Source organism: Oxalicibacterium sp., assembly GCF_057353965.1.
On the sequence record NZ_JBMQZD010000001.1, the window covers coordinates 832,280 to 849,741 of the forward strand.

General features: G+C 59.1%; 16 protein-coding genes. 8 read left to right on the plus strand and 8 right to left on the minus strand.

Features of this window, described 5'->3' with window-relative positions:
* Together ACO1VH_RS04065 and mpl are read right to left on the minus strand one after the other, a co-directional pair.
* Complete coding sequence (locus ACO1VH_RS04065; protein ID WP_486242660.1) at nt 1-585, minus strand: YqiA/YcfP family alpha/beta fold hydrolase; 585 nt, start codon at nt 583-585, stop codon at nt 1-3.
* On the minus strand, nt 582-1,958 hold the full coding sequence (mpl, locus tag ACO1VH_RS04070; protein ID WP_486242662.1) for a UDP-N-acetylmuramate:L-alanyl-gamma-D-glutamyl-meso-diaminopimelate ligase: 1,377 nt from the start codon (nt 1,956-1,958) through the stop codon (nt 582-584). The genes ACO1VH_RS04065 and mpl overlap by 4 nt, the downstream gene beginning before the upstream one ends.
* A 73-nt stretch (nt 1,959-2,031) precedes the next feature.
* Between mpl and ACO1VH_RS04075 the strand changes: the two genes are divergently transcribed.
* The 8 genes from ACO1VH_RS04075 to ACO1VH_RS04110 all read left to right on the plus strand — a co-directional run bounded on the left by ACO1VH_RS04075 (nt 2,032) and on the right by ACO1VH_RS04110 (nt 9,074).
* A complete protein-coding gene (locus tag ACO1VH_RS04075) occupies nt 2,032-2,655 on the plus strand; it encodes a hypothetical protein (protein WP_486242664.1) in 624 nt (207 codons plus the stop codon).
* A 24-nt stretch (nt 2,656-2,679) separates the two neighbouring features.
* Nucleotides 2,680-3,222, plus strand: coding sequence for a TlpA disulfide reductase family protein (locus tag ACO1VH_RS04080; protein WP_486242665.1), 543 nt, complete (start codon nt 2,680-2,682; stop codon nt 3,220-3,222).
* An 84-nt stretch (nt 3,223-3,306) separates the two neighbouring features.
* Nucleotides 3,307-3,744: a type II 3-dehydroquinate dehydratase gene (gene aroQ / locus ACO1VH_RS04085; RefSeq protein WP_486242849.1), complete on the plus strand. Its 438-nt coding sequence runs from the start codon at nt 3,307-3,309 to the stop codon at nt 3,742-3,744.
* Nucleotides 3,745-3,823: 79 nt separating this feature from the next.
* A complete protein-coding gene (accB, locus tag ACO1VH_RS04090; RefSeq protein ID WP_486242667.1) occupies nt 3,824-4,288 on the plus strand; it encodes an acetyl-CoA carboxylase biotin carboxyl carrier protein in 465 nt (154 codons plus the stop codon).
* 90 nt (nt 4,289-4,378) lie between these two features.
* Nucleotides 4,379-5,734, plus strand: a complete 1,356-nt coding sequence (accC, locus tag ACO1VH_RS04095; RefSeq protein WP_486242669.1) for an acetyl-CoA carboxylase biotin carboxylase subunit — start codon at nt 4,379-4,381, stop codon at nt 5,732-5,734.
* 136 nt (nt 5,735-5,870) lie between these two features.
* A complete protein-coding gene (prmA, locus tag ACO1VH_RS04100; RefSeq protein WP_486242670.1) occupies nt 5,871-6,788 on the plus strand; it encodes a 50S ribosomal protein L11 methyltransferase in 918 nt (305 codons plus the stop codon).
* An 8-nt stretch (nt 6,789-6,796) separates the two neighbouring features.
* Complete coding sequence (locus ACO1VH_RS04105) at nt 6,797-8,047, plus strand: DUF3426 domain-containing protein (RefSeq protein ID WP_486242672.1); 1,251 nt, start codon at nt 6,797-6,799, stop codon at nt 8,045-8,047.
* Between the two features lie 94 nt (nt 8,048-8,141).
* Complete coding sequence (locus ACO1VH_RS04110; RefSeq protein ID WP_486242674.1) at nt 8,142-9,074, plus strand: carbohydrate kinase family protein; 933 nt, start codon at nt 8,142-8,144, stop codon at nt 9,072-9,074.
* Between the two features lie 50 nt (nt 9,075-9,124).
* On the opposite strand, the gene ACO1VH_RS04115 is transcribed toward ACO1VH_RS04110, so the two are convergent.
* The 6 genes from ACO1VH_RS04115 to ACO1VH_RS04140 form a co-directional block, all read right to left on the minus strand.
* Entirely contained in the window at nt 9,125-9,664 is a 540-nt protein-coding gene (locus ACO1VH_RS04115; RefSeq protein WP_486242676.1) for a YggT family protein, read from the minus strand.
* A gap of 91 nt (nt 9,665-9,755) precedes the next feature.
* Complete coding sequence (locus ACO1VH_RS04120) at nt 9,756-10,340, minus strand: histone H1-like DNA-binding protein (RefSeq protein ID WP_486242677.1); 585 nt, start codon at nt 10,338-10,340, stop codon at nt 9,756-9,758.
* A gap of 472 nt (nt 10,341-10,812) precedes the next feature.
* Nucleotides 10,813-11,964, minus strand: a complete 1,152-nt coding sequence (locus ACO1VH_RS04125) for a ribonucleotide-diphosphate reductase subunit beta (protein ID WP_486242679.1) — start codon at nt 11,962-11,964, stop codon at nt 10,813-10,815.
* A 135-nt stretch (nt 11,965-12,099) separates the two neighbouring features.
* Nucleotides 12,100-14,994 (minus strand): ribonucleoside-diphosphate reductase subunit alpha, encoded by a 2,895-nt coding sequence (locus tag ACO1VH_RS04130; protein WP_486242681.1) that lies wholly within the window; start codon nt 14,992-14,994, stop codon nt 12,100-12,102.
* 361 nt (nt 14,995-15,355) lie between these two features.
* The gene (gene ampD / locus ACO1VH_RS04135; protein WP_486242682.1) at nt 15,356-15,991 is read right to left on the minus strand and encodes a 1,6-anhydro-N-acetylmuramyl-L-alanine amidase AmpD; all 636 of its coding nucleotides are present in this window, start codon (nt 15,989-15,991) and stop codon (nt 15,356-15,358) included.
* Nucleotides 15,978-17,435, minus strand: coding sequence for a sigma-54-dependent transcriptional regulator (locus ACO1VH_RS04140; protein WP_486242684.1), 1,458 nt, complete (start codon nt 17,433-17,435; stop codon nt 15,978-15,980). Before ACO1VH_RS04140 ends, ampD begins: the two co-directional genes overlap by 14 nt.
* Nucleotides 17,436-17,462 lie beyond the last annotated feature (27 nt).

Here is a 17,462-nt window from a genome sequence, read left to right on the forward strand (position 1 = left end):
TCACGCCGGCTTGCCGGCATCCACGCCGCAGAAAGCCAGCACTTCATCCGCGTAATCGGCAAAATCCGACAGGCCATGATCGCTGCCGTCGATCACCTTGTGCCGTGCACCGGCGAACTGCTCCACCATCTCGCGCCAGTCCAGCAATTCGTCGCCGGTGGCCGCAATCAGGAAATACCGCTCCGGCCGCGTGATGCGTTCGACCACCAGCGCCTGCAATTCATCGATGTATTCGGCCTTGAACTCGAACGGTTCGTTCGAATGGTATTGCGTTTTCACGCCGACCTGACTCGCCAGATCGCGCGCCGCGTGCACAGCGGGATTCAGCATTGCGGCGCGGCAGCCGAGCTGCTCCGCCATCCACGTCGCGTAATAACCGCCGAGCGACGAACCGATCAAAGTCAGTTCCGACGGATCTATGCGACGCGCGATATTCATCGCCAGTTCCACCGCCTCACGCGGCGAGGCCGGCAATTGCGGGCAAATGTATTCGTCGCCACGCCCTAGCTGCTGCATACGCTGCGCCAGCAAACCAGTCTTGAACGACAGCGGCGACGAACGAAAACCGTGCAGATACAGAATCATTTCGCAAGCGCATCCAGGATTTTCTGATGCACGCCGCCGAAACCGCCGTTGCTCATCACCAGAACGTGGTCACCGGGACGCGCGGCAGCGGTGATCGCCGCCACCAGCTTGGTCAGATCGTCATAGGCGCTTGCCTTGCCGCCCAACGGCGCCAGCGCTTCACCCAGATCCCAGCCCAGCGCATCCTTGCCATTCGGCGCGCCGTAGCCGAATACCAGATCGGCGTCCCGCAGACTGCCGGGCAGCGCTTCCTTCATCGTGCCCAGCTTCATCGTGTTCGAACGCGGTTCCAGCACGGCGAGGATGCGCGCGTCGCCGACCTTTTTGCGCAAGCCTTCCACCGTGGTCGCAATCGCCGTCGGATGATGCGCGAAATCGTCGATCACCGCGATGTCGTTGACCACGCCGCGCAATTCCATGCGGCGCTTGACGTTGATGAAACGGCCGAGCGATTCGATCGCCTGTGCCGGCGGCACGCCGACGTGGCGCGCAGCAGCAATCGCAGCGAGCGCATTCATGCGGTTGTGTTCACCGGTCAGCGACCATTGCACCGATCCCTGCACGTCGCCGTAGAACAGCACATCGAAACTGCCATCGCTGCGCTCGCGCAGTGACCAGCCGCGTTCGTCATCAACGCCGAACCATTCCTGTTCGCTCCAGCAGCCGCGCTGAATCACGCGCTGCAGTGACGCCTCGCGTGCATTAGCGACGACGCGCCCGACGCCCGGCACCGTGCGTACCAGATGATGGAACTGCGTCTCGATCGCCGCCAGATCGGGGAAGATATCGGCGTGGTCGTATTCGAGGTTGTTCAGGATCGCCGTCTTCGCGTGGTAATGCACGAACTTGCTGCGCTTGTCAAAGAAGGCCGTGTCGTATTCGTCGGCCTCGATGACGAAGAACGGCGAATCCTTGCCGTTGCCTGACAGCCGTGCCGAGATGCCGAAATTCATCGGCACGCCGCCGATCAGAAAGCCCGGGTTGTAGCCGGCGTCTTCCAGTATCCACGCCAGCATCGACGAGGTGGTCGTCTTGCCATGCGTGCCGGCCACTGCCAGCACCCAGCGGCTACGCAGGATGTGCTCGCCCATCCACTGAGGGCCGGACGTATACGGCAGACCACGATTGAGGATTTCCTCCATCAGCGGATTGCCGCGCGAGACGACGTTGCCGATCACGTACAGGTCGGGATTCAGGGCGATCTGTTCGGGGCCATAGCCTTCGATCAACTGGATGCCCTGCGTCTCGAGCTGCGTGCTCATCGGCGGATAGACGTTGGCATCGCAACCGGTCACCGTATGGCCGGCGGCTTTCGCCAGCACGGCCAGTCCGCCCATGAAGGTGCCGCAGACGCCGAGGATATGGATGTGCATTGTAGAATTTCGGTTTGCAATGCCGGGATTTTACCCGACCGCGCCCGATTGACGGCGGAGTATCATTCGCGCCATGCCTTCATTCTTCTCTTCCGATACCGAACAGTTGCGTGCCGAAATCGCGGCAGCCGCCGCGCGCATGATCGCCGAGGACGGCGTCGACTACGCCACCGCCAAGCGCAAGGCAGCCAAACAGATTCTCGGCAACAACCGCGTGCGCGGCGATATCCTGCCGGACAATCAGCAGATCGAGGACGAAGTCCGTATCTATAACGAACTGTTTTTCGCCGATACCCAGCCGGCCCGTCTGCTGCACCTGCGCAAGCTGGCGCTGCGCGTGATGGAAGAGCTGCAACCGTTCCAGCCATATCTGACCGGCGCCGTGCTGAATGGCACCGCCGGCGACCATTCCGATATCTATTTGCAGCTATTTACGGAAAGCGCCAAGGATGTCGAAATCTATCTGCTGAACAAGGGCATTGACTTCGACGTATCGGAAAGCGCGCATTTCGACGACCGCGGCGATGCGATCGAAACCGTCAGCTTCGTCTGGCAGAACGAAGGCATCCATCTGGCACTCTACGATCCGTCGGATTTACGCAGTGGCCGGAAAGGCGCGGACGGCAAGCCGGATCGTGCGCCGCTGCAGGCCGTACGCATGTTGATCGAAGCCGATGCCGGCACCCCCGACACCTGATCGCAAACTCTACCTCCGACTTCAATGAAACGTCCTCTTCTATTCGGCCTCATCGCACTGATCTTCGCCGGCATCGGCATCTGGTTCGGCGTTCGCCATCACACACCCGCCGTGCCGGAATCGCCGGCTGTTGCCGCGTTGTTCACCCAGCAACTTGAAGATGTCGACGGCAAGACGCAAGCGTTATCTCATTTTCATGGCAAGACGCTCATCGTCAATTTCTGGGCTACCTGGTGTGCGCCCTGCGTCGAAGAAATACCTGAGTTAACAGCATTACAACAGGAAGTCTCATCCCGAAACATCCAGATCATCGGTATCGGCATCGATTCGCCGAGCAATATCCGGGAGTTTGCCGCCAAGTACAAGATCGCCTATCCGCTCTTCATGGGCGGCATGGCAGGCACCGATCTCTCGCGCAATCTGGGCAACAAGACCGGCGGCCTGCCGTTCACCGTCGTCATCGGCCCGGAAGGCGACGTCCGTAAAACCTATCTGGGCAGGCTGAAAATGGAACAACTGCGCACGGACCTTGGCTTGCTGCCGGCCGTCGCGGGAAACGCCGGATAAAAGCGAGGCAATGGATTTTTCTTGCCAATCCACGCCATTCAGCGGCAAAATGCCGCGATCATCGGCAAACGGAGTTTTATCTCCATGGCAAGAAACCTTCTTCTGTTGAACGGCCCGAACCTGAACCTGCTCGGCACGCGCGAGCCAGAGGTCTACGGGACCACAACACTTGCCGACGTCGAACGCGCTGCCATCGAACAGGCCAGTCAGGCTGGTGCCCGCCTGAACGCGTTTCAGAGCAATCATGAAGGGGCCTTGATCGACCGCATTCAGGCGGCCAAGAAGGAAGGTGTCGATGCGATCGTGATCAATCCGGGTGGCCTGACGCATACCAGCGTATCATTGCGCGACGCGCTGGCCTCCGTCGACATCCCGTTCATTGAGGTTCATATTTCGAATATCCACCAGCGCGAAGCTTTCCGTCATCACTCCTACCTGTCCGCCATTGCCATCGGCGTCGTCTGCGGACTGGGAACCGAGGGATACGCAGCCGCCATCGCCTTCGCACTCAAAAAGCTTTAATTTCTTCCATTTAACGGCAAAAATCGTATAATTGCCGCCAATTCTCATTCTTAAAAATAAGACCTTCCAAGGAATTCACATGGATTTACGCAAACTCAAGACACTGATCGACCTCGTTGCCGAATCGGATATCGCCGAACTGGAAGTGACCGAAGGCGAAAGCAAGGTACGCATCGTCAAATCTGGCGCAGCTCCGCAAAATCAGGTCGTGATGATGCCGCCGAGCGCGCCGCAATATACCGCTGCGCCAGCTGCCGCCCCGGTAGCAGCCGCCGCCGCTGCACCTGCCGCCGCAGCCCCGGAAATCCAGGGCCATGTCGTCAAGTCGCCGATGGTGGGCACTTTCTACCGTTCGTCCGCTCCGGGCGCCCCGGCATTCGTGGAAGTCGGCGCCAGCGTCAAGGAAGGCGATACGCTGTGCATCATCGAAGCGATGAAGTTGCTCAACGAAATCGATGCAGACACGGCCGGCGTCATCAAGGAAATCCTGGTCGAAAACGGCCAGCCGGTCGAATTCGGCCAGCCGCTGTTCATCATCGGCTGATGAGAGGGGCTGTGCCGACGCTGCAATGCAGCCGGCCGCCCCTGTCGCCAGACCGGCCTCTTCCTCATCACGACGAGCACCGCTTTCACTATGTTTGAAAAAATTCTCATTGCCAACCGCGGCGAGATCGCGCTCCGCATTCAGCGCGCCTGCCGCGAATTGGGCATCAAGACCGTCGTCGTCCACTCCGAAGCGGACCGCGATGCGAAGTACGTCAAGCTGGCCGACGAATCGGTCTGCATCGGGCCGGCACCTTCGTCGCTGAGCTATCTGAACATGCCGGCCATCATCAGCGCAGCCGAAGTCACCGACGCTGAAGCGATTCATCCGGGCTACGGTTTCCTCTCCGAAAACGCCGACTTCGCCGAACGCGTCGAACAATCGGGCTTCGTCTTCATCGGCCCACGTCCGGAATCGATCCGCATGATGGGCGACAAGGTTTCGGCCAAGCAGGCCATGATCAAGGCCGGCGTGCCTTGCGTGCCGGGTTCGGACGGCGCATTGCCGGATGATCCAAAGGAAATCGTGCAGATTGCGCGCCGTATCGGCTATCCGGTCATCATCAAGGCAGCGGGCGGCGGCGGCGGGCGCGGCATGCGCGTCGTGCATACCGAAGCGCCATTGCTGAATGCGGTCACGATGACCAAGACGGAGGCCGGCTCGGCCTTCGGCAATCCCGAAGTCTATATGGAGAAGTATCTGGAGAATCCGCGCCACGTGGAAATCCAGATCCTGGCCGACGAACACGGCAATGCGGTCTGGCTGGGCGAGCGCGACTGCTCGATGCAGCGCCGCCACCAGAAGGTGCTGGAAGAAGCGCCGGCGCCAGGCATTCCGCGCAAGACCATCGAACGCATCGGCGACCGCTGCGCCGAAGCCTGCCGCAAGATGGGCTACCGTGGCGCCGGCACGTTCGAATTCCTGTACGAGAACGGCGAGTTCTACTTCATCGAGATGAACACACGCGTGCAGGTCGAACATCCGGTCACCGAGATGATCACCGGCATCGACATCGTGCAGGAACAGATCCGTATCGCTTGCGGCGAGAAACTGCGCTTCCGCCAGCGCGACGTGATCCTGAGCGGCCACGCGATCGAATGCCGCATCAATGCAGAAGATCCGTTCAAGTTCACGCCGTCGCCGGGCAAGATCAATGCGTGGCACGCACCGGGCGGTCCGGGCATCCGCGTCGATTCGCACGCTTATGCCGGCTACTTCGTGCCGCCGCACTACGATTCGATGGTCGGTAAGGTCATCGCATACGGCGCGACGCGCGAACAGGCAATCCGCCGCATGCAGATCGCGTTGTCGGAAATGGTGGTCGAAGGCATTTCAACAAACATTCCGCTACATCGCGAACTGATGGTCGATGCGCGCTTCATCGAAGGCGGCACCAACATTCATTACCTGGAACAGAAACTGGCGGAAAAACCTGTAAACAACTGACCGGCTATTCTCTCGTTTCAACCATCCGATGCCGTCACCGCAGCAAGCCTGCCGTGACGGCATTATCATCTCTTCCTTGCGCCAGACAAATCGGCGATACTTGCCGGGCTGCGCAATCTAACCAACCGAGGTATGCATGAGCTGGACCGAAATCGTCATCGAAGTTGCACGTACGCATGCGGAGGCTCTGTCCGATGCGCTGATCGATGCCGGCGCGCTATCCGTCTCGGTCGAAGATGCCGATCTCGGCACTGACGCCGAACAGCCGCTGTTCGGTGAACCCGGCATGGAGCCGACGGAGACAGCCTGGGAAAACAGTCGTGTCGTCGCGCTGACCGCCGAGGATGCCGATCAGGCAGCAATGATCGATGAAGCCGCCCAAGCCGTCGGCCTGCAATCCGCAAAACTGAAATATGCGCTGCGTCCCGTCGCCGAACAGGATTGGGTCCGCCTGACGCAATCGCAATTCGAACCGATGCACATCGGCAAGAACATCTGGGTCGTACCGAGCTGGCATGATGCGCCCGATCCTTCGGCACTGGTCCTCGAACTCGATCCCGGCCTCGCCTTCGGCACCGGCAGCCATCCAACCACGCGGCTGTGCATGGAATGGCTGGAAGCACATCCGCCGATCGGCAAAACAGTACTCGATTACGGCTGCGGCTCAGGCATTCTGGCGATGGTCGCGAAGAAAGTCGGCGCCGCTCATGTCATCGGCATCGACATCGATCCGCAGGCAGTCGAAGCCGCACAGGCCAATACCGCGCGCAATCGCTGCGAGGTCGACTATTACGTGCCGGACGATTTTGCCGCGACCGGACAATCGCAAACATTCGATGCGGTCGTCGCCAACATCCTCGCCAATCCGCTGAAAATGATGGCGCCGATGCTGTCGGGACGTGTTGGACCTGGCGGCACGCTGCTGCTCTCCGGCGTACTGGCAACGCAAGCCGACGACGTGATCGCGACCTATGCGCCCTTCATCAAGCTGAACGTATGGCGTGAACAGGAAGGCTGGGTCGCGCTGGCCGGCAGCTTGACCGTCACCGGATAATCCGCATCATGGCGCTCGCAACGAAATGCCCGCACTGTCAGACGACGTTTCGCGTCGCTCATGATCAGTTGAAACTGCGTGCCGGCCTCGTGCGTTGCGGCCACTGCAAGGAAATCTTCAACGGTATCGAGCATTTGCTGCCGCCCGAAAAACCCGGTGCCAAAACCGAAGCTGCGCCTCCTTCTGCATCTCCTATTGCGGCACCTCCCGCATCGCTCGCCGACGTTTCGCCGCAGGTGACGACAGAGCAAACATCTGACACATCTACGCAGGACGACATCGACAAAGCGCACGAACCCGCTGAAGACGATGCGCAACAACAAGAAGCATCCGCATCGGAAGAAGAAAACGACGCCGTCGATCCGCCTGTTCCCGCCAGCCGGCTGGCTTTCGAGATTCCCTCTCACTTCGAACGTGAATTTCCTGCCCCGATAAAGAACGATAGAGAGGACGATACAAAAGACGACACACCGGTCGATCCGCTGCAGCGCATGACATTGATGGATTTTGCCATCGATACGAACGAAGACGAAGAGATCGATGGCGAACAGCGATACAGCCGCGCCGAAGGCGGTGCGACGGCTTTCGATCCACATGCGCCCGACGAGCTGGACGAAGCCATCGAGGATCTGCAGCGTAAACCCTGGCGACGTTCCGCGCGAAACAAAAGCAAGGCCCGGCGCGAAGAAAAGGACGATGAACTGGATGAAGAGGAAACGCCCGACGCTGTGGAAGAAGAGCCCAGCTTCATCCGACATGGCCGCCGCAGGCAACGAATCGGCCGGAAATTACGCAATTTTCTGATCACAGGATCATGCATCCTGTTCGCCGCCGCCGTACTGCAGGGCATCTATGTTTTCCGCAATCAGCTTGGCGGTCTGTTCCCGCAGGCCAAACCTCTGCTGACGCAAGCCTGCAACCTGGTCGGTTGCCATATCAGCCTGCCGGCGCAAATTTCCGCCGTCTCGATCGAGTCCAGCGAGTTGCAGACAGTCGCGAACAATGGCGACATGTTTGTACTCACTACGCTGCTGCGCAACAACAGCACGACGCCGCAGGAATGGCCACACATCGAACTGACGCTCAACGACGGCAACGAGAAGCCGCTGCTGCGCCGCGTGTTCCGGCCGTCCGACTATGTCGCCGGCGAGGAGATTCGCCAGGGGTTCGGACCGAGCAGCGAACGAACCGCGCGACTTGCCTTCCAGCTGCAGCAGATCAAGGCATCCGGCTACCGCGTTTATCTGTTCTATCCGTAACCGTTCCCTGCCTCACCGTCCCGGTCGACGCTTTGCCGCTGCCCGCGCCGATGCGTGTATCATGGCGGCCAACTTTCATCATCGACTTCCACTCATGAAATCACTCATCTGCGGTTCGCTTGCCTTCGATACGATCATGCTGTTCGAGGGCCGCTTTTCCGAATCCCTGCTGGCCGACCAGCTGCACAAGATCAACGTCTCCTTTCTCGTTCCCAGCCTGCGCCGCGAATTCGGCGGCTGCGCCGGCAACATCGCCTACAACCTGAAACTGCTCGGCGGTGAACCGTTGATCATGGCAACCATCGGCCAGGACGATCAACCGTATCGCGAACGTCTGACGCAGCTGGGCATTTCGCAGCAATGCATCAAGACGATTCCTCAGTCGTACACCGGCCAGGCATTCATCACGACCGATGTAGGCGGCAACCAGATCAACGCCTTCCATCCGGGTGCCATGTCGTTTGCGCATGAAAACAAGGTGGCCGACGCAGGCGAAGTCAAGATCGCCATCGTCGCGCCGGACGGCCGCGACGGCATGCTGCAGCACGCGAAAGACTGCGCCGAGCTCGGCGTGCCGTTCATCTTCGATCCGGGTCAGGGGCTGCCGATGTTCGATGGCAATGACCTGAAGAATTTCATCGAGCAAGCCACCTATGTCGCCGTCAACGACTACGAGGCCGAGCTGCTGACCTCGCGTACCGGCCTGACGCTGGGCGATATCGCCGATCGCGTTTCGGCGCTGATCGTCACGCGTGGCGAACAGGGCGCGGAAATTTTCACCGGCAACGAACGCCTGGAAATTCCGTGCGTTAAAGCCGAGAAAGTCGTCGATCCTACCGGTTGCGGCGACGCCTTCCGCGCCGGCCTGCTGTACGGCCTGACGAACGGCTTCGACTGGGCCACTACCGGACGCCTGTCGAGCCTGATGGGTTCCATCAAGATTGCTTCGCAAGGACCGCAGAACCACGCGCCAAGCCGTGCGGAAATCGAGGATCGATTCCAGCAGGCTTTCGGTTATCGCTTCTGAGTTTTGGGGTACCGATGTGACGGCAAGGCGGCCTTCGGGCCGGCCTGCCGTTACAGGAAAGACGTGATGACCATCGTCACCAGCCGGATCGCGATCTGCAACAGAATCAGCGCGACCAGCGGCGACAGATCGATGGTACCGATCAGCGGAACAACGCGGCGCAACGGGCGCATCAACGGATCGTTAAGCGCACGCACGAAAGGCGCCAGCGGCGCATGCGGATTGACCCAGCTGAAGACCACTTCGATCAGGATCAAGCCGATCAGGCCGTATAACGCCCACTGACAAACCCGCAGCAACGCCAGCAGCAAGGCAGCATGCGGCGCCAACAAACCGCTCAACCATATATCGAACACGGTCGCGATCAGCGCAACGAGATAGGCGCCGATCAGGCTCGCCCAGTCATATCCTCCAGCGCCAGGCAGCACGCGACGTAGCGGCCGCACCAGCCAATCCGTCAATTGATAGATGAATTGCGCGATCTCCATCGGCGGGCGCACGCGCACGGCCTGCATCCAGAATCTGAGCAGCAAGGCGCCGGCCAGCACCACGGCGGCCGTATCGATGATCAGGACGAATATGCTATCCACTGTCTTTCCTTAAAAAAAAACGCTGTGCGACGCAAGCCGCACAGCGGGATTGTGCCCGACTTTCGTCAGGCCCATCCAGTCAGCGCTGGATTTACGGGCGAGAACCCGTCGGAAACGGCCATGCCGCTGCCGGATTCAGAACCGTCTTCACTGCAGGCGCTGCAACGGCAGCAGGCTTGGCAGCCGGTTTCTTGGCAGCGGCCTTTTTCGGAGCAGCTTTTTTAGCAGCCGGTTTCTTGGCAGCTTTCTTGGCAGCCGGCTTCTTAGCAGCTTTTTTAGCGGCCGGTTTCTTGGCTGCTTTCTTGGCTGCTTTCTTCGCTACCGGCTTCTTGGCGGCCTTTTTAGCTACCGACTTCTTGGCAGCTTTCTTGGCTACGGTTTTCTTCGCAGCTTTTTTAGCGACCGTTTTCTTGGCGGCTTTTTTCGCTACGGTTTTCTTCGCAGCTTTTTTGGCGACCGTTTTCTTGACAGCTTTTTTCGCTACGGTTTTCTTGACGGCCTTCTTCGCTACCGATTTCTTGGCAGCTTTCTTGGCGACTGGACGCTTGACTGCCTTCTTCGCCGTAGCTTTCTTCGCTACGGTTTTCTTGGCAGCTGCTTTTTTAGCGACCGGCTTCTTGGATGCGACTTTTTTCTTTGCAGCGGGTTTCTTTGCTGCTTTCTTTGCTGTTGCCATTTCTTTTCTCCTTCACGTGATGGAAAAATACAAGCTAATTGGAAACCCTCCTGCCCATCGCGCGCGATGAAGCAGGCGGATTATTCATCGGCGCAAGCTTGAAGCGGCGCTTGCGCTAATGAATTCGGCACCAGCTGAACTGCTGCATCCCCTCACTTATGCAGCACTTCAGCCAAACTCCCGGTACGTTTTCGCCGCTTCTGCAGCGATCGACCGTCTAAATGACGCCAGCCTTCGGGCCGGCGTCGGAAACTTGTTTCTGAAAGGACAAACCTTTTTCCAAAGAAAAAACCGCCTTACCCGATTGAATCGGATAAAGCGGTTCGGCCAGGAGAGAACTTGTCGGTCGTCTACTGTTCATTAATTTGGATTGTTGCCTTTCATTTTTTCTGCAAGCCGGGCAGGCATTTTTTCTATCCCCGGCTGCCAAATGCGACTGCCTTATTTTTAGGCAGATCGCACGTCCAAACTTTTACTCCCAGTTGAGCGCACCACCTGTCTGGTATTCGATGACCCGCGTCTCGAAAAAGTTGCGTTCCTTTTTCAGATCGATCATCTCGCTCATCCAAGGGAAGGGATTTTCCTCTTGTTCGAACATCGGTTCCAAACCGATTTGCTGTGCTCGACGATTAGCGATGAACCTGAGATAGCTCTTGAACATCGGTGCATTCAAACCAAGCACGCCTCGCGGCATTGTATCCTCAGCGTAGCGATATTCCAACTCTACTGCACGTAAAAACAACGCTTTGATCTCTTCGCGGAATTGTGGTGTCCACAGATGCGGGTTCTCCATCTTGATCGTGTTGATCAGATCGATGCCGAAGTTGCAGTGCATGGACTCGTCACGCAGGATGTACTGATACTGTTCTGCCGCACCCATCATCTTGTTCTGACGACCGAGCGCAAGGATCTGCGCGAAGCCGACGTAGAAGAACAAACCTTCCATCAGGCAGGCGAACACGATCAGAGAGCGCAGCAGTTTTTGATCGGTCTCGAGCGTACCGGTCTTGAATTCCGGATCGGTCAGCGTCTCGATGAACGGGATCAGGAACTGATCCTTGTCGCGGATCGAGGCGACCTCGTTGTAGGCGTTGAAGATCTCGCCTTCGTCCAGGCCGAGCGATTCGACGATGTACTGGTAGGCATGCGTGTGGATCGCTTCCTCGAACGCCTGGCGCAGCAGGTACTGGCGGCATTCCGGTGCCGTGATGTGGCGATAGGTGCCGAGCACGATGTTGTTGGCGGCCAGCGAATCGGCGGTCACGAAGAAGCCGAGGTTGCGCTTGACGATGCGGCGCTCGTCTTCGGTCAGGCCGTTCGGGTTCTTCCACAGCTCGATGTCGCGCTGCATGTTGATTTCCTGCGGCATCCAGTGGTTGGCGCAGCCGGCCAGGTATTTGTCCCAAGCCCATTTGTACTTGAACGGGACCAGCTGGTTGACGTCGGTCTGGCCGTTGATGACGCGTTTGTCGGCAGCATCCATGCGATGTGCCGGATTGGCAGCGGCCGCAGGTTTAGCCACCAGTGCCGGATTCAGGGCGACGTCCGCGTGCGCATCGCGCACCGGCTGCAACGCTGGTTGCGGCACGGCCTTCGGCGTCTGGTCTTCATCCCAACTTAGCATATTCAATTCCTCTTTCATCTCCGCGGCACTGCCTTCTTTCACTTTGTCCGCATTTATCGGTTCAAGTTCAGTGCAGCACCACGGATGGGTTGTTTTCTGATTGATGCCAGCCTTCATTTGGCCGGCATTTCAGCTTTACTGGCAGGCTTCGCATTCCTCGAAGCCCGGATCGCCTGGACGCAGCATGCACGCCGGACCATCCTGTTGCGGCGCTGCAGACGCGGCGGACGAAACGGCATTCGCATCGACGGCATTCAGCGCACCGGCCTTGGTCGTCGACTTCTCGGTGTGGGTAGCACCGATCGTGCGCAGGTAATACGTGGTTTTCAGGCCGCGCAGCCAGGCCAGCTTGTAGGTTTCGTCCAGCTTCTTGCCGGACGCGCCTGCCATGTAGATGTTCAACGACTGCGCCTGATCGATCCACTTCTGACGGCGCGATGCGGCTTCAACCAGCCACTTCGGCTCGACTTCGAAGGCGGTGGCATAGATGTCGCGCAAGTCCTGCGGAATGCGGTCGATCTTGGCCAGGCTGCCGTCGAAGTATTTCAGATCGGAGATCATCACTTCATCCCACAGACCGCGTGCCTTCAGGTCGCGCACCAGGTATTCGTTGATCTCGGTAAATTCGCCGGACAGGTTCGATTTGACGTACAGGTTCTGGTACGTCGGCTCGATGCAGGCCGACACGCCGATGATGTTGGAGATCGTCGCCGTCGGCGCGATCGCCACGCAGTTGGAATTACGCATGCCGTGTTCCTTGATGCGTGCGCGCAATGCCGGCCAATCCATCGTTTCGGACGTATCGACTTCCAGATAACCGCCGCGCTCCTCGGCCAGCAGCTTCAGCGAATCCTGCGGCAGGATGCCGCGATCCCACAGCGAACCGCGGTAGGAGCTGTAACGGCCGCGCTCTTCAGCCAGCTCGGTCGACGCCAGGTAGGCGTAATAGCAGACCGCTTCCATCGACGTATCGGCGAATTTCACCGCTTCATCCGATGCGTACGGCACGCGCATCATGTGCAGGCAGTCCTGGAAACCCATGATGCCCATGCCGACCGGACGGTGGCGCAGGTTGGAATCGCGCGCTTTCTTGACTGCGTAGTAGTTGATGTCGATCACGTTGTCCAGCATGCGCATCGCGGTGCGGACGGTTTTCTGCAGCTTGGCGTGGTCGAGCTTGCCGTCCTTCATGTGGGCCGGCATGTTGACCGAGCCCAGATTGCAGACCGCGATTTCGGAATCGTTGGTGTTCAGCGTGATTTCCGTGCACAGGTTCGAGCTGTGGACGACGCCGACGTGCTGCTGCGGCGAACGGATGTTGCACGGATCCTTGAACGTGATCCACGGATGGCCGGTTTCGAACAGCATCGACAGCATCTTGCGCCACAGGTCCAGCGCCTGGATTTTCTTGAACAGGCGCAATTCGCCGCGTGCAGCCTTGGACTCGTAACCGAGATAGGCTTCCTCGAAAGCCTTGCCGACCTTGTCGTGCAGGTCCGGGCAATCGGCAGGCGAGAACAGCGTCCATTCGCCCTTTTCCATCACGCGCTTCATGAACAGATCGGGAATCCAGTTCGCCGTGTTCATGTCGTGCGTACGACGGCGATCGTCGCCGGTGTTCTTGCGCAGGTCGAGAAATTCCTCGATGTCCATGTGCCAGGTTTCCAGGTAGGCGCAGACCGCACCCTTGCGCTTGCCGCCCTGGTTGACCGCAACGGCGGTGTCGTTGACCACTTTCAGGAACGGCACCACGCCTTGCGACTTGCCGTTCGTGCCCTTGATGTGCGAGCCCAGCGCGCGCACCGGCGTCCAGTCGTTGCCGAGGCCGCCGGCGTACTTGGCCAGCAGCGCGTTTTCCTTGATCGCTTCGTAGATGCCGTCGAGGTCATCGGCTACCGTCGTCAGATAGCAGGACGACAGCTGCGAACGTTGTGTGCCGGAGTTGAACAGCGTCGGCGTCGAGCTCATGAAATCGAAAGTCGACAGCAGATTGTAGAACTCGATGGCGCGCGCTTCGCGGTCGATCTCGTTCAGCGCCAGGCCCATCGCCACGCGCATGTAGAACGCCTGCGGCATTTCGATGCGTACGTCGCGAATGTGCAGGAAGTAACGGTCGTACAGCGTCTGCAGACCGAGGTAGCCGAACTGCAGATCGCGTTCCGGCACCAGCGCATCAGCAAGTTTCTTCAAATCGAACTGGCCGAGCTTGGCATCCAGCAGTTCGGCTTCGATGCCCTTCTTGATGAATTTCGGGAAGTATTCGAGATAGTGCGTCGGCGCATCGGCCTGCGCGACTTCCTGACCGAACACTTCCTTGCGGATTGTGTGCATCAGCAGGCGGGCAGTCACGGTGCTGTAGGCCGGGTCCTTTTCCATCAGTGCGCGCGCAGCCAGGATGGCGGACTTGTGCAGTTCCTCGACCGGCACGCCGTCGTACAGGTTCTTGATCGTTTCGTTGATGATGGCCGACGCATCGACGTGCTGCTCCAGACCTTCGCAGGCTGCGTTGATCAGGCTGCGCACTTCGTCCAAATCCAGCGGACGGCGCTGACCGTTTTCCACCACGTGCAGTTGATGCTCCTGCGCGGCCGGCTTGGCGGCCTGCTGCTGCGCACGCTCTTCATTGCGCTTGGCGCGATACAGCACATAGGCGCGCGCGACGTCGTGCTCGCCCGAACGCATCAGCGACAGTTCGACCTGATCCTGCACGTCTTCGATATGGAAGGTGCCGCCCGCCGGCTGGCGACGTACCAGCGCATTGACGACGCTGTTGGTCAGATTCTCGACCAGTTCGCGCACGCGCGCGGAAGCCGCCCCCTGTCCGCCGTTGACGGCGAGGAAGGCCTTGGTGACGGCGATCGAGATTTTCGACGGTTCGAAACCGACGACGGCGCCGTTACGGCGAATGATGCGATAGTCACCCAGGCCGGAAGCGGCCGGTGCGGAGGTCGAAGAGGCAACCGAGTGAGACGCGATGTTACCGATGTCGGCCGATGATGACTTGGCTGGGATTTCTTGTGCAGAGTGCATGAAGAAGGCTCCTTTGTGACGGTTGCCGGCAATACTTGCCTTGTTTTTTAAAGGGAAACCGGGTCGTGCCGGTTTCGCGAAAATTCTGATGATGCGCAGGATTGCATTACTGCAAACTTCATGCCGATCCCGCAGAAGTGCGTTTATTCGGCGTCCCCACTATATATGTATACACACTTACATTGCGATGGCTGCCGGACAAAGCCGGGGGAGAAATCACTTTTTGATAACCTACTACATCTAGTAAGGAAACCAGGATTTGCACCTAATTCTAGTAGCTCGATTCGGGACATGCAATCGTTTTATCACCGCTTTGAGATATATTTTTTTAACAAATCCGGCACCGGCGATATAGATTCTTTTACATGGGACAAAAAGCGAGATCTGCAGCGATTTTGCTTTTTTTTGTACCGGTTCCGGCAGCGCGACAATACCGCTCGCGATACAGCGCCCAGTCGAAAAAAGGGCCGGGATCGGTCTTGCGCCCCGGCGCGATGTGCTCGTGCCCGGTGACGCTTTTGAGTGGATAGGCTTGCCGCAATGCAAGAGTCAGCGCAGCCAGCGCTGCATACTGCGCTGCTTCGAACGGTTCATGATCCGTTCCTTCCAGCTCGATACCGATCGAGAAATCGTTGCAGCGCTCGCGTCCGCAGAAGTTCGATGCTCCCGCATGCCAGGCCCGATCGTTGGCCGAAACGAACTGGACAACTGCGCCGTCGCGCCGAATCAGAAAGTGAGCAGACACCCGCAATGGTCGCAACTGCTCGAAATATGGATCGGCCGTGTAATCGAGCCGGTTCAGAAACAGGTCGGCAATGTATGGGCCGCCGAAACGACCGGGCGGCAGGCTGATGTTGTGAATGACCAGCAAGTCGACGGCCGTGCCGTCGGCGCGCGAATCGCAGTTCGGCGACGGTTCGTGCTGCGCCCCTTTCGCCCAGCCATCGACACCGATATGGAAAACCGGTGCGCTGGCCGTCGCCTCAGTCCGGTGCATGGATATCCAATCGCTGCATCCGGTAACGCAACTGCCGGAAGCTGATGCCCAGCAGTTCCGCCGCCTGCGTCCGGTTGAAATGCGTCTTCGCCAGCGCACGGCGGATGATTTCGCGCTCGACGTCGTCCAGATGATCGGGCAGCGATTCGGGCAAGTCGGCATCGGTCGATGCCGACGCAGCCTGTACGGCAGTTGTCGTCGGCGCCACTGTATCCGTCGGCGCGACGATGACCTCTTCCGAGACGGACGTTACCGGCAGCGACGCCTTCAACACCAGATCGCCGACTTCGATCACACCATCGTTGGCAAATGCAAGCGCGCGTTCCAGGATGTTTTCCAGTTCCCGTACGTTGCCGGGGAACGGATAAGTACGCAGTGCCTCCAGTGCTTCCGGCGTCAGCGCCGCCGTCTGACCGCCGCCCAGGCGCGCCAGGATGACGTCCGCCAGCAAGCCGATATCGTCCAGCCGTTCACGCAACGGCGGCAGATGCAGCTCGATCACGTTCAACCGGTAATAGAGATCCTGACGGAAAGCGCCCTTGCCGACGCAATCGTGCAGATTCTGGTGTGTGGCGCTGATGATGCGCACGTCGACCGGCTCTTCCGTCGTCGCACCGACCTTGCGCACGCGCCGCTCCTGAATCGCGCGCAGCAGCTTGACTTGCATTGCCAGCGGCAGATCGGCGACTTCGTCCAGCATCAGCGTGCCGCCGTTGGCTGCCTGAAAGAAACCGTCGCGGTCGTCGTTCGCACCAGTGAAAGCGCCCTTGCGGTAGCCAAAGAACTCTGCCTCCATCAGCGCTTCCGGAATTGCGCCGCAATTGACGGCGATGAAGGGCTTGTCGCTGCGCGCGCTCAACGCATGGATATCGCGCGCGGCCAGTTCCTTGCCGCTGCCCGATTCGCCGCTGATGGCGACTGGCGCCATGCTGCGCGCCAACCGTGCGATCTGCGCGCGCAGCGCCTGCATCGCTTCCGATTGTCCGATCAGGCGCGGCAACGATAACTCTGCCGTGCTCTTCTCTCCACACACCGCGCTCTCACTGGCTTCGCCGGCTCCGCCGGTTTGCCCGGTTTGACTGATACGCAATGCGGAACGCACCATGACGCGCAACTGTTCCAGTCCGACCGGCTTGGACAGATAATCGAACGCGCCAGCCTTCAATGCTGCCACCGCATTTTCGGCGCTGCCGAATGCCGTAATGACGGCCACCGGCGTATTTTTGTATTGTGTATTGATTTCCTGCACCAGATCGATGCCAAGGCCGTCCGGCAATCGCATGTCGGTCAGCACCAGCGCATACTCGGTACGCTCCAGATGCTCGCGGGCGGTAGACAGGTTCTGCGCGCTATCGACGTCCAGCCCCATCTTGACCAGCGTGATTTCGAGCAATTCACGCAGATCGGCTTCGTCGTCGACTATCAGGATGCGAGGTGCAGTCATTGCTTGCAGAATATTCGGTTCATCAAT